At 61.8% G+C, this 12,460-nt stretch carries 10 protein-coding genes; 4 read left to right on the forward strand and 6 right to left on the reverse strand.

Annotated features, from left to right (window positions below; all coding sequences use genetic code 11):
• Positions 1-127: 127 nt before the first annotated feature.
• Entirely contained in the window at positions 128-448 is a 321-nt protein-coding gene (locus NKH41_RS01300) for an exopolysaccharide production repressor protein (RefSeq protein ID WP_352469919.1), read from the reverse strand.
• A 558-nt stretch (positions 449-1,006) separates the two neighbouring features.
• On the opposite strand from NKH41_RS01300, the gene NKH41_RS01305 reads away from it, so the two are divergent.
• Together NKH41_RS01305 and NKH41_RS01310 are read left to right on the forward strand one after the other, a co-directional pair.
• On the forward strand, positions 1,007-1,684 hold the full coding sequence (locus NKH41_RS01305; RefSeq protein WP_352448447.1) for a sugar transferase: 678 nt from the start codon (positions 1,007-1,009) through the stop codon (positions 1,682-1,684).
• 207 nt (positions 1,685-1,891) lie between these two features.
• Positions 1,892-3,103, forward strand: coding sequence for a polysaccharide biosynthesis/export family protein (locus tag NKH41_RS01310; RefSeq protein ID WP_352448673.1), 1,212 nt, complete (start codon positions 1,892-1,894; stop codon positions 3,101-3,103).
• A gap of 125 nt (positions 3,104-3,228) precedes the next feature.
• On the opposite strand, the gene NKH41_RS01315 is transcribed toward NKH41_RS01310, so the two are convergent.
• Positions 3,229-4,500 (reverse strand): O-antigen ligase family protein, encoded by a 1,272-nt coding sequence (locus NKH41_RS01315; protein WP_352448446.1) that lies wholly within the window; start codon positions 4,498-4,500, stop codon positions 3,229-3,231.
• 328 nt (positions 4,501-4,828) lie between these two features.
• Here NKH41_RS01315 and NKH41_RS01320 point away from each other — a divergent pair, with 328 nt between their 5' ends.
• Positions 4,829-5,581 (forward strand): SDR family NAD(P)-dependent oxidoreductase, encoded by a 753-nt coding sequence (locus tag NKH41_RS01320; protein WP_352448445.1) that lies wholly within the window; start codon positions 4,829-4,831, stop codon positions 5,579-5,581.
• A gap of 41 nt (positions 5,582-5,622) precedes the next feature.
• On the opposite strand, the gene NKH41_RS01325 is transcribed toward NKH41_RS01320, so the two are convergent.
• Together NKH41_RS01325 and NKH41_RS01330 are read right to left on the reverse strand one after the other, a co-directional pair.
• Positions 5,623-6,204, reverse strand: a complete 582-nt coding sequence (locus NKH41_RS01325; RefSeq protein WP_352448444.1) for a DUF1349 domain-containing protein — start codon at positions 6,202-6,204, stop codon at positions 5,623-5,625.
• A gap of 37 nt (positions 6,205-6,241) precedes the next feature.
• Positions 6,242-7,678, reverse strand: coding sequence for an aldehyde dehydrogenase family protein (locus NKH41_RS01330; RefSeq protein ID WP_352454833.1), 1,437 nt, complete (start codon positions 7,676-7,678; stop codon positions 6,242-6,244).
• A gap of 175 nt (positions 7,679-7,853) precedes the next feature.
• On the opposite strand from NKH41_RS01330, the gene NKH41_RS01335 reads away from it, so the two are divergent.
• Complete coding sequence (locus tag NKH41_RS01335; protein WP_352769062.1) at positions 7,854-8,885, forward strand: hydroxyacid dehydrogenase; 1,032 nt, start codon at positions 7,854-7,856, stop codon at positions 8,883-8,885.
• Between the two features lie 27 nt (positions 8,886-8,912).
• On the opposite strand, the gene NKH41_RS01340 is transcribed toward NKH41_RS01335, so the two are convergent.
• Positions 8,913-9,398, reverse strand: a complete 486-nt coding sequence (locus NKH41_RS01340; RefSeq protein WP_352454703.1) for a hypothetical protein — start codon at positions 9,396-9,398, stop codon at positions 8,913-8,915.
• A gap of 104 nt (positions 9,399-9,502) precedes the next feature.
• Positions 9,503-12,457 carry a nitrate reductase gene (locus tag NKH41_RS01345; protein WP_352769059.1) on the reverse strand — a complete coding sequence of 985 codons (2,955 nt, stop codon included), beginning with the start codon at positions 12,455-12,457 and terminating at the stop codon, positions 9,503-9,505.
• Between the last annotated feature and the right edge of the window lie 3 nt (positions 12,458-12,460).

The following is a 12,460-nucleotide window of genomic DNA, read 5'->3' on the forward strand; positions in this document are numbered from 1 at the left end:
CAGTGTCAAGGAATTGAAAGAGCAGGAATGCCGACTGCCGGTGTCGTTGAGGCGAGCAATTCGTCAGGGGACCGGCGAGCTTAACCACAGGTCACATGGACATCGCAGACCGCGGCCAGGCCCGAAATCAGTGAAGGCCTCTCCTGGCGCTGAGTTTCTCGGCTTCGGCCGCTTCGTTCGAACTCAGCTTTCGTTCAGCGTCGCGGATTTTGTCGGCCGGGGTCGGGGCATTTCTGGCAACCATGGCAAAGACCAGCAGAAAATAACCCAGTTGGATGACTATAGCGCAGCCGATGACACGAAACAGCGTCGTACCGAGCGAGGCGCCGCCTAAATAGGACCAGACGATCACGATCGCCAGCGCAAAACACATTCCGATAATGAACTTTGGCAGTGACATACCCGATAGCCCATCAACCGGCTCGGGAAAAAATGTCGACAAGCCCACCCCGAGCACCTCCCTTAAACTCTGCGAGCTTATTTAGGTTGCCCGCTTCTGGCCGGTTGCTTCCGGCCTAGCCCAATCTGTCCATAGTCCGACAGAAACAATTTGCAACTCTATTGAGCCGCGCAATAGGCGGCAAGGGCAGCTGCGGAATAAATTTTAAACGAATCCTCGGGATCGACTCCGCCATGGTGCAACGCACACGTCGGCATCACCACTGATTGCCGGATATCGACTCGCTCCAGTATGATTCATAATATTGAATAGTATTTTATCATAACATCAGTCATTATCTTGAAATTCTAAATGACGGCAAAGCTCCACAGGAGGGTATAAAGAGCGATTCGCCTAAAATCAGCCCAAAAATTGGACTAGCTTTTCCAAAATTGCCCATAATCTGTCTCTTTTGCGACATAAATGGGAAATTTTGTGCAGGACGAGTTTATTATTTAGTCAGTTCATGACGCGACTATTACAGCCGTCTGAGAAATTGTGTGTTGCGCTGCAACATTTTTTTGGTATCGTGCGGTAAACCATCCGTTCAACGTATGGAGTTTACGCATGAGGGACGTAGCCAAGCCGGCCGATGCGGATTTTTCGCAGGCCGGCGTCGATTTTCCGCCACCGATTGGCGGCCTGCTCAAACGCAGCTTCGATATTGTCGGTTCGCTGATCGGCCTGGTCGCTCTCAGCCCGCTGTTCGTAATGATAGCGCTGCTTGTCAGGTTTTCCGATGGCGGGCCGATTTTCTATGGTCACAGCCGAATCGGCCGCGGAGGACGGATTTTTCCGTGCCTCAAGTTCCGCACCATGGTTGCAGACGGCGAGCGGGTGCTTGCTGCCTATCTCGCCGCGAATCCGGAGGCCAACGCCGAATGGATAGCGACCCGCAAGTTGAAGAACGACCCGCGGATCACGCGCGTCGGAGCGGTGCTGAGGAAGCTCAGCCTCGATGAGTTGCCGCAGATCATCAACATCCTGCAGGGGGATATGAGCCTGGTCGGGCCTCGTCCCGTGGTGCGCGATGAGCTGGAGATATATGGCAATTCGGCCGTCTATTACCTGAAATCGCGCCCCGGCCTCACCGGGCTCTGGCAGGTCAGCGGACGCAACGATGTTTCGTATGACAGCCGCGTCGCATTCGACAGGCACTATGTCGAGAACTGGTCGATGTTCGAAGACATTCGCATCATCATCAAGACCGTACCTGCGGTCTGGATGTCGCGAGGCTGCTACTGACGGCCGCTTGCTGGCCGTGCATCGAGGAGCGGCTGTCCAGAATTCGGGCCCGGAACTCAGGCCCCTAACTCAGGCATCGGCAGCTCATCGGGCGGGGCAAACCAGATCGGAAACGCTCAGTTGAAAGCAGATATAATCGATATCTTTTGCACCGGCATTCTCTCCAGACGCATGCGGCGAGTACGGCTTTTGACGACTTGCCTTACAATGGCGACCGGCCTGACCCTGTCGCTAGCCTTGCCACAGTTTGCCTTCGCCGACGACTATCGGCTTGGAGCACAGGACAAGCTGACCATCCGCGTGGCGGAATGGCAGACCGTCGAAGGCACGTTTCGTGACTGGTCGGCCATCAATGGAGAATACACGGTCGGCCCCGCTGGAACCTTGTCGGTTCCCTTCGTCGGCGAGATGCCCGCATCCGGCAAGACGACTTCGGAGATCGCCGCATCGCTCGGCGAGGCGCTGCAGCGCAAGCTCGCTCTGGCCGACAAGCCGGAGGCTTCCGTCGAAATGGCGCAGTACCGGCCATTCTACATCTCCGGCGAGGTGCAATCGCCCGGCCAGTATCCTTGTGTGCCTGGGTTGTCCGTGCTGAAAGCGATGAGCATTGCCGGCGGAGCCCGGCGGAACCCGGAGAGCGGACAGCGCTACGACCGCGACCTGATCAATGCCAAGGGCAATTTCGACGTACTACAAGACCAATTGGTCAGGCTGACCGTCAAGCGCGCCCGCATCGAAGCGGAACTGGCGGACAAGCCGACATTCGCGGTGCCGAAAGAGGTGGCCGACGATCCGAAGCTGCCCAGCATCGTTGCCGATGAGACGGCGATCCTGGCGGCCGACCAGAAGAAACTCAAGCTGCGCTTGCAGGCGCTCGACGATTTGAAGGCGCTGCTGCAGAGCGAGATCGATTCGCTGCAGAAAAAGATCGTCAACCAGCAGAAGCAGGTTGATCTGGCGAAGGAGCAGCTCAACGGCATCGGCTCGCTGGCGCAAAAGGGCCTGGTCGTCAACACGCGGGTTTTGAACTCGCAGCAAACCATCGCCGACCTCGAGGGCCAGATCCTGGATTACGAAACGGCGATTCTCACGGCCAAGCAGTCGATCAGCAAGGCCACCCAGGACGCCATCGATCTCGAGAACACCCAGAACTCCAGCCTCGCGACCGACCGGCAACAGACGGAAGCCGATCTCAACGAGGCGACGCTGAAGCTGAATATGGAAAAGGCCTTGATGTCCGAAGCCTTGTCGGGCAGCCCCATGCCGCAATTCTACGGCAACAACGAACCAGCGGCCTTGTCATTTTCCCTGGTGCGGGTGGTCGACGGCAAGACCAGCGAAATCACCGCCGATGAAGACACGCCGGTGCTGCCAGGGGACGTGATCAAGGTCAAACCGGCGCCCATGGCCATCCAGTAGCTTCTTTCCACCGGAGCAAAGCACCAACCCCGCAGGCAGCGGTCTGCGGGGTTTTTGCGTTTGGGATCTTATGGATCAGAAAACAAGGCGGCCTTCGGGCAACGAACCGCCTGGATCCGCCCGCTCTAGCCTCGCACGGCGTCCGGTTCCTCGAGATGGTTCACGGCGCTCCACCGGGAAGGAGCGACGGCCGGCACCCTCACCAGCTTGAAGTAGCTGTAGTACAGCAGGAACGATCCCATGATGTAGGGATTGAGGGTCTCGACCTCGACGAAGGATCGGATGAACAGAAGCACCATGACGCCGGCAAGAATCACGGAGTCGGCTTGCCATGTCCTGAATATCAGCGCCGAGACGTGACCCCAGAGCGTGCGCAGGATGATCAGCGAAAGCAGTGTCGCGCCGACGAAGCCGAGTTCCACCAAGGTCTCGATGTAGGTGTTGTGGAAGTGGAAGCCGCTTCGCGCGGCGATATAGAATTCGTTCCACAGCCGCTCGGCCTCGGAGAAGCCCTGCACCCAATAAGCCGCGTAGCCGACGCCGAGGATGGGCGATTGCTGCGCGGCATTCCAGCCCTGTTGCCAGAGGTAGGTTCGTCCGGTGAGCGTCGAATCCTTGCCGAAAAGGCCAAGGACAAAGTCCATCAGCCCGAGATTCAGCGCAATCACGGTGCAGGCGACCAGCCCGCCCGCACCGATTATGAAAATTACCCGGCGATGGCGGAGCGAAAGCAGCTTGCCGATGGAAAGCAGGGCGACCAGAGCGAGAACCGCGGGGGTAGATGCCATCGAAGTGGCGGAATGCGACACCACCAGCAGATAGCCCGATAGAAGGACAATCGGTACGATCAACAAACAGCTTATCCGGCCGCGCCTGAGAAAGGCCAGGTAGACAACGCAGAAATAGATGCCAAGCGATGCGACAAAGCCGATCTGGTTCTTGGAGCTGAACGCGCCGACGAAATTATACGTCCCATCGAGAACGTCGTAGGAATAGCTCGCGACCTTGAGCGAGTAGAGCAGGACGACGAAAATCCCGATCAGGGCGCCTATGGTCAAGGTCCGGACGCTGACGGTGCGCGCGGCAATGTAGGCGCAGGCGATATGGGAGCAATATTGGACGGCCGTTCTTGCCGTGGTGCCGGGAGCCGCCGACCAGAACACCGAGAAGCAGACATAGGTTGCAAAGGCCAGCGGAAGCCAGGCGCTGGAAGCGTGCCTTAATATCTTGCGGTAGTCGACCAGGATGAGCGGTAGCCAGACTGCATAGTAGGCCAGGATCATGGCCTGGCCGAAAATGGTCGAGTAGGAAAACGCCCAGATCGAGACGGCAACGGCAAAGCTGCCATAGACCGTGTTCTTGTCCGGATCGATCAACAGAGATTTTGGAATCTTCATCTCGATAGCGGTTTTCCGTCCTTGCAGCTCAATGCCGATTTCATGGGCCGCTCGTGGGCCGATTCGTCGGATCGATGGGAGCCTCGCCTGCAGGCGCTCGCATTGTGCAGTGCAATATAACCCATCCGGCGCCGCCTGTCACCCGGATGCCAACCGGGCGCGTCGTTCCAGCCGTTCTCTCCATACCGGGCGAGACGATTTGGCCAGAAGGCAGTGCCGTACAATTGACCGGTGCTGGCCCATCATAAGCTGTTCTGAGGTTGCAAGTCCGCGCTTGAACTTGTCCGCCGTTGACTTCACATTCGCCGCCAATTGGGAGGAAGACCACATGCCGATGAGTTTCGCGGGACGATTTGCCGGACGATCTGCTGTTATCACCGGCGGCGCCTCAGGCATCGGCCTGGCCGTCGCGCAAAGGATCACTGGCGAAGGCGGGCGTGTTTCGGTCTGGGATCGCGATGCCGCCCAGATCGAGCAGGCCAAGGCCATTGTTCCAGGCCTGCACAGCGTCACCTTAGACGTCGCCGACCCCATAGCGGTCGAAGCCGCCGCCGGAGAGACGATCGAAGCGCTTGGCGCGGTCGATGTCCTTGTCACCAGTGCTGCCATCACCGGGCCGAACATGACGACCTGGGAGTATTCGGTGGAGGATTGGCGCCGGGTCACCGACATCAACATCAACGGCGTCTTCTTCTGCAACAAGGCGCTGGTCCCGCATATGCTCGAACGCAATTACGGCAGGATCATCAACATCGCCTCGATTGCCGGCAAGGAAGGTAACCCGAACGCCTCGGCCTACAGCACCTCCAAGGCGGCGGTGATCGGCATGACCAAATCGCTCGGCAAGGAACTGGCCAAGACCAAAGTAACGGTGAACTGCGTCACGCCGGCGGCCGTGCGCACCGCGATCTTCCAGCAGATGAGCCAGCAACACATCGACTTCATGCTGTCCAAAATACCGATGGCGCGGTTCGGCGAGGTCGAGGAGGTGGCGGCGCTGATCTGCTGGATCGCGTCCGAGGAATGCTCGTTCACAACGGCGGCCGTCTTCGACGTCTCCGGCGGCCGGGCGACCTACTGAGGCGGGGCCGGACGCAAACCGCCCGACCGGATCGCGGCGCCTCAGTCGTGAAGCTCCCGCGAGATCGGCGGGCCGATCGAAAAGTCGCTGAATGTCACTTCGAAGCCCTCGCGCTGCGGCGAACAGCACATCATGCCGACATCGACCGTTTTCGACGGGGGGAAATAGGCAAGCCGCACCGGTTTCCAGTGCTTGTCAGATGGGTCGCGATACTGGACGCGGATCGTCTCGGCATGGCGGGTCATGCGGATCCTGACCCCGTCCGGATCGGCCGGAATGCTGGCCAGCGACCAGTCGGAGGCATCGTTGGTGACGACGACGGAAAAATACATCAGCCCGTCGGTGTATTCGATGCCGGCCTTGATCCAGTGCGTCTCGCTCAGGCGGACCATAAGCCCGGCCTGATCGTAAAGCACCTCATAGTGCCCCTTGACGGTGACTTCGGCGCTGAAATCGCCCTCGACCTCACGATAGAGGAAATGGCCATTGTCGCGCCAGAAGCCGTAGAACGTCTCGCGCCAGAAGTCGGTCTCCTCACCGGTCCGTACATGCACCGTATTGTTGCCGAAGGCGTGGTGCGGCGGCGGATTGAGCCAGGTCAGGTCCGTATTCTCAGATGCCATCGACTTGCTCGCTGCCTGGCTGGTCTGCCGCCTTTTCTTAGCCGGCAAACGTGTAAGCGGTCTTCACCGTGGTGTAGAACTCTGCGGCATAGCGGCCCTGCTCGCGCGGGCCGTAGCTCGATCCCTTGCGCCCGCCGAAAGGCACGTGGAAGTCGACGCCGGCCGTCGGCAGATTGACCATGACCATGCCGGCTTCCGAATTGCGCTTGAAGTGCGTGGCATGCTTGAGGCTCGAGGTGCAGATGCCGGACGTCAGCCCGAACGGCGTGTCGTTGGCCACCGCCAGCGCCTCGTCATAATCCTTGACGCGGATGACGTTGGCGACCGGGCCGAAAATCTCCTCGCGCGAGATGCGCATGGCGTTGGTGGTTTCGGTGAACAGCGCAGGCTGCAAATAGAAGCCGCGGGTTTCGCGATCGAGCCGCTCGCCGCCGAAGGCGAGATCGGCACCTTCCTGACGTCCGATGGCGATATAGTCCTCGTCCTGTTTGAGCTGGCTCTGGTCGACAACCGGCCCGATCTGCGTCTTGGCATCGAGAGCGTCGCCGACGACCAACTTGGCCATGCGGTCCTTGAGCGCCTCGACGAAGCGGTCGTGGATGCCGTCCGTCACCACCAGGCGGGACGACGCCGTGCAGCGCTGGCCGGTCGAGAAGTAGGCACCGTTGATGGCGCAGTCGACGGCGACGGCAAGGTCGGCATCGTCGAGCACCACAAGCGGGTTCTTGCCGCCCATTTCGAGCTGGAACTTGCGCATGTGCTCGACGCTGGCGGCGGCGACGCGCTTGCCGGTGCCGACCGAGCCGGTGAAGGTGATGGCGTTGAGGTCAGGACTGTCGAGCATCGCCTGGCCGACCACCGAACCTTTGCCCATCACCAGGTTGAGCACACCCTTGGGCAGCCCGGCGCGGTGCAGGATGTCGACAATGGTCCAGGCGCTCTCCGGAACGAGTTCCGCCGGCTTGAAGACGATGGTGTTGCCGTAGGCCAGCGCCGGAGCGATTTTCCAAGCCGGAATGGCGATCGGAAAATTCCACGGCGTGATGATGCCGACGACGCCGACCGCTTCACGGGTGATCTCGACGCCGACGCCGGGCCGCACGCTCGGCACCAGCTCGCCCGACAGGCGCAGCGTCTCGCCGGCGAAGAAGTCGAATATCTGGGCGGCGCGGACAGTCTCGCCGATGCCCTCGACCAGCGTCTTGCCTTCCTCGCGCGCCAACGCCCGGCCGATTTCATCTTTCCGCGCGGTGATCTCGTCCGACGCCTTCCTCAGCACCGCATGGCGGGCCAGCAGGCCCGATCGGGACCACGCCGGAAATGCCGCCTTCGCCGCCGCGATGGCCTGCCGGGCGTGCTCGGCGCCTCCCGATGCATATTCGCCGACCACGTCGTCGAGATTGGACGGGTTGATGTTACGGGAGCCGGCATCGCCTACCCACTCTCCATCGATGAGGTTCTTTCGAAACGGGATCATGTCGCTGTCTTCCTTGTCGTCCTTCGATCGCCGTCTATCTGGACCACCGACCGCCGCACCGCAAGGCCGAAGCCAGGCAAACTTCTCCTCCTCGACAGGCATGTGATAGGTGTCGGGGCGGGAAAGACGATTCCAGTGTGGTGCGACGCGGATCGCACGGGAGGAAAGCATCATGTCCAACAGCGCCTTGCCGCTGGTGATCAGCGCACCCGAACCGCGCACGCTCGACCTGATCTTCACGCCGGCTGCGCTGGCGAAATTTCGATCGAAATACCGCATCGTCGAAATATCGCCCGAAGCGGTGGCGGCGCTGCCGGCCGATATCCTTGCCGAGGCGCGCTATATCGTCGGCCAGCCACCTATCACGCCGGAGACGCTGGAAAGAATGAAGGCGCTGCGCTGCATCTTCAATGTCGAGAGCAACCTCATCAACAACATGCCCTACGAGACGCTGTTTTCGCGCGGCATCCATGTCGTCACCACCGGGCTGGTGTTTGCCGAACCGGTGGCCGAGCTCGGCCTTGCCATGGCGCTCAACCTCGCCCGCGGCATCGTCGACGCCGATCTCGCCTTTCGTCAGGGCAAGGAGCTGTGGGGCGGCGACGGCAACCGGACGGCACGGCTTCTTTCCGGCGCGGATGTCGGCATTATCGGCTTCGGCGATCTTGGCCGTGCGCTCAACCGGCTGCTGTCAGGCTTTCGCACGCGGACAAAAGTCTTCGACCCGTGGCTGCCGCCGTCGATCCTGATCGAAAACGGCGTCGAGCCCGCCTCTCTCGACGACGTTCTGTCGAACAGCGATTTCGTCTTCGTCGTCGCTTCCGTGACTAGCGAAAACCAGGGCTTCCTCGGCGCCGAGGCGTTTGCCAGGATGCGCAAGGGAGCCGCTTTCATCCTGCTCAGCCGAGCCGGCGTGGTCGATTTCCCGGCGCTGATGGACATCGTCCGCAGCGGCCATATCGTCGCCGCCAGCGATGTTTTTCCTGAGGAGCCGCTTGGCCAGGATCACCCGGTCCGCACATTGCCGGGGTTCCTGCGCTCCGCCCACCGGGCCGGTGCGCTCGACATCGCTTTCAAGCGGATGGGCGACATGGTGCTGGAAGACATGGACCTGGTCGACCGCGGCCTGCCGCCGATGCGTTCGAAGCGGGCCGAGCGTGAGACCGTTTCGCGAATGCGTTCGAAGCCGGTCGACAAGAATTAGGCCGTCTGCCCGACGGGTCGCACATGCTCAGATGGTGAAGGACCAAAACAGGCAGGCCAGTGTCGCTGCGGCGAAGACGACGAAGAACAGGCTTCGCAACAGGATGTTCCGGCGCAGCTCGTTGATGAAGAGATGGCATCCGACGACGGCTGCGACAAACAGGAACCGCCAGTTCAGCAGTGCCGGGAGCACATCGCGCTGACCGAAAGCAAATCTCGCGGCGAGACATCCAACGATGACCGCAAACAACAAGATGACCGTCCAGAAGATCGCATCGGCGGCATGTGTCAGGACGATGCCAGCGAGCCTGATCGGCAGAACCATCATCAGCAGTGCGCTAAAAAAATACATCGCCGCGAGCGGAATGAACGTCCCCGCATCGGCGATGTCGCTCAAGCGCTTGGCGCCGATCGCGCCATAGGGATAGCCATGCCTGGCCACCATCAGGCAGAGCGCCATCAGCAAGGCCGCCAGCGCGGCGGCAAGCGCGAATGAGGTCAGGGCTTTGCTCATGAGGCTCCCGTTCCGAGCGAATCGAAGTCAGAACGTTGGTAGCCCATGGTTTGTAAATTGCTAGTAAGCATCATGCAGCGGCACGGCAGAGTTTCTCGGTGCATTCACTCCGCAGCTTGCAGACGCCGCCCGTCGATAATGGTCTTGATCTCGGCGCGGCAAGAGCCGCAATTGGTGCCGGCGTGAAGGGCGGCGCCGATTGCCGCGACGCTGGTACAGCCGCCGCGTACCGCTTCCGCGATCTGGTTGGCACCAACCCCGAAACAGGCGCAGACGATGGCACCGCGGTCGACGCTGTTGCCGCCCGGCCGCCCGGCGACAATCGCCAGCCGCGCCTGCCGATTGGCATGGTCAGCGCCAAGTTGTTCGACTGCCCAGCCGCGCGACACCGCCACCGGGGTTGGCGCAAGATAGAGCGCGCCGACCAGCCTATTGCCTGCGAAACGGGCGAAGCGATGGTGCCCGCCGGCGATGTCGTGATAGGCGAGCGTCTCGCCTTCCATGCCTAATAGCGCGGCGGCAAACCCGGTCCAGTCGCGGCTGTCCTGCAGCGCAATTTCAAGCCGCCAGCCGGCGGGGCCGCGGGCGAGGCTCCAGTAATCGGCGTCGATCGATGCGGGCCGTTCGGCAAGCACGGCGAAGCCGAAGGCTGTGGCGGCGAACCGCTCGATGCGGGCGGCAACATTCTTCGAGGCCGGTTGGCCTGAAATCGCATCGGTCGTCGGCGCGACCAGTGCATCGACGCGCGCGCGGCCGGAGAACTGATCGGTCCAGTGCATCGGAACGAATACAGAGCCTTGGCGTTGGCGCACCGTCACCAGGGCGCGGACCAGCACCTCGCCATGGGCAGTCGAGACGCGGACGATCTCGGCATCGCCGATGCCGAAGTGCTGCGCATCCGACGGGTGGATTTCGACGAACGGTTCGGCCATGTGCTGCGACAAGCGCGGGCTCTTGCCGGTCCGCGTCATGGTGTGCCAATGGTCGCGCACGCGCCCGGTGTTGAGCACCAGCGGGAAGTCCGGGCTGGTGCGGGTTTGTGCGGCTGGGCGAATGGCAATGAAGCGTGCCTTGCCGTCGGGTGTGTAGAAATTGCCGTTGGCGAAGAAGCGGGTGCTTTTGTCCTCCGGCTGGCGCCGCGCGCGCCCCTCTGGCCTGGCGGCCACCTCCCCCTCAAGGGGGGAGATTGGCAGTTTTGCCGGCTGCGCCCACTCATCAACCTGGGAGACTGGCGATAGCCGAGCAGCAGGCTGATCTCCCCCCTTGAGGGGGAGATGGCCGGCAGGCCAGAGGGGGTCATCTGCGACGGCCTCCACCTCGGTGGGGCGACCCGGAGAGGTCGAGACTTCACCACCGACCCCACCCCGTCCCGCTTGTTTCGCTTTGCTCAACGCGCGTGCCGACCCTCCCCTCAAGGGGGAGGGTGAGGCCGGCGCTGGCCATTGGAACGGCAGAAGATCCTCATAGGCCTCTGCACCGATATCGCCATACGCGCCTATATCAAAATCGCGCGCGCCGTCATTCTCGAAGCCCGACAGCGCGGCATGCTCGGCGAAGATGTCGGCCGGCGACACATGCGAAAAAGCCTCGCCGAAGCCCATCCGCTTGGCGACTTCAGCGATGATCCACCAATCTGGCCTTGCCTCACCGGGCGTGGCCAAAAAGGCTCGCTGGCGCGAGATGCGGCGCTCCGAATTGGTGACGGTGCCATCCTTTTCGCCCCATGCGGTGGCCGGCAGCCGGACATGGGCGTGGCGGACCGTGTCGGTCTTGGCCAGCACGTCCGACACCACAACAAACGGGCAGGCCTTGATCGCCGCCTCGACGGCATCGGCGTCCGGCATCGAATCGACGGGGTTGGTGGCCATGATCCACAGCGCCTTGATGCGTCCGTCGGCCACCGCTTGGAACATCTCGACCGCTTTCAGGCCGGGTTTTTCGGCGGCGGTTGGGGCATTCCAGAAGCGCTGCACGCGTTCGCGGTGCTCGGGGTTTTCGATCTCCATGTGGGCGGCCAGCATGTTGGCCATGCCGCCGACCTCACGGCCGCCCATGGCGTTGGGCTGGCCGGTCACCGAGAACGGCCCGGCGCCGGGCTTGCCTATGCGGCCGGTGGCCAGATGGCAGTTGATGATGGCGTTGACCTTGTCGGTGCCCGCAGACGACTGGTTCACGCCTTGGCTGTAGACGGTCACCGTCTTCGCCGTCGCGGCAAACAGGCTGTAGAAGCGGGCCAGTTCGTCCTCACTGAGACCCGTGGCAGCCGCGATGCCGGCAAGATCGAGCGCCGAGGCGGCGAAAAGCGCTTGCCCGAAGCCGGTCGTGTGCGACGTGATATAGGTGCGGTCCAGCGCGTTGTGCTGGCCGAGATAGGCGAGCAGCCCGGTGAACAAAGCGACGTCGCCATCGGGCGCGATCGCCAGATGCATGTCGGCGATATCTGAGGTCATGGTGCGGCGAGGGTCGATCAGCACCACCTTCATCTCGGGCCGCTTTTCCCGGGCGGCGGCTATGCGCTGGTAGAGTACCGGATGGCACCAGGCGAGATTGGAGCCGACCAGCACGATCAGGTCGGCAAGTTCCAGATCCTCGTAATTTCCCGGAACGGTGTCCGAGCCAAAGGCGCGGCGGTGGCCGGCGACCGACGAGGCCATGCACAGGCGCGAATTGGTGTCGATATTGGCCGAGCCGATAAAGCCTTTCATCAGCTTGTTGGCGACGTAATAGTCCTCGGTCAGCAACTGGCCGGAAACATAAAAGGCGACCGAACCAGGGCCGTGTTCGGCAATGGTTTGCGAGAAGGTCGAAGCGACAAGGTCGAGCGCTTCGTCCCAGTCGGTGCGGCGACCGTGGATCTCCGGGTATAGCAACCTGCCGTCGAGATCGATGGTCTCAGCCAGCGCCGAGCCTTTGGAGCAGAGCCGGCCGAAATTCGCCGGGTGGTCCGGGTCGCCGCGAACGGTTATTTCACCGTCCGCGGCGACCTTCGCCAGCACGCCGCAACCCACCCCGCAATAGGGGCAGGTGGTCCTCACCTCGCGCGCTTCATCAATCTGCATGGT

This window comes from Mesorhizobium sp. M1169 (genome assembly GCF_040318345.1).
Classification (GTDB): Bacteria; Pseudomonadota; Alphaproteobacteria; order Rhizobiales; family Rhizobiaceae; genus Mesorhizobium.

Bases quoted from the DNA above. Each gene is read 5' to 3' on its own strand.
- NKH41_RS01320 (WP_352448445.1), top strand. From the start codon at position 4,829: ATGCCGATGAGTTTCGCGGGACGATTTGCCGGACGATCTGCTGTTATC.
- NKH41_RS01345 (WP_352769059.1), bottom strand. From the start codon at position 12,457: ATGCAGATTGATGAAGCGCGCGAGGTGAGGACCACCTGCCCCTATTGC.
- NKH41_RS01325 (WP_352448444.1), bottom strand. From the start codon at position 6,204: ATGGCATCTGAGAATACGGACCTGACCTGGCTCAATCCGCCGCCGCAC.
- NKH41_RS01335 (WP_352769062.1), top strand. From the start codon at position 7,854: ATGTCCAACAGCGCCTTGCCGCTGGTGATCAGCGCACCCGAACCGCGC.
- NKH41_RS01315 (WP_352448446.1), bottom strand. From the start codon at position 4,500: ATGAAGATTCCAAAATCTCTGTTGATCGATCCGGACAAGAACACGGTC.
- NKH41_RS01310 (WP_352448673.1), top strand. From the start codon at position 1,892: ATGGCGACCGGCCTGACCCTGTCGCTAGCCTTGCCACAGTTTGCCTTC.
- NKH41_RS01340 (WP_352454703.1), bottom strand. From the start codon at position 9,398: ATGAGCAAAGCCCTGACCTCATTCGCGCTTGCCGCCGCGCTGGCGGCC.
- NKH41_RS01305 (WP_352448447.1), top strand. From the start codon at position 1,007: ATGAGGGACGTAGCCAAGCCGGCCGATGCGGATTTTTCGCAGGCCGGC.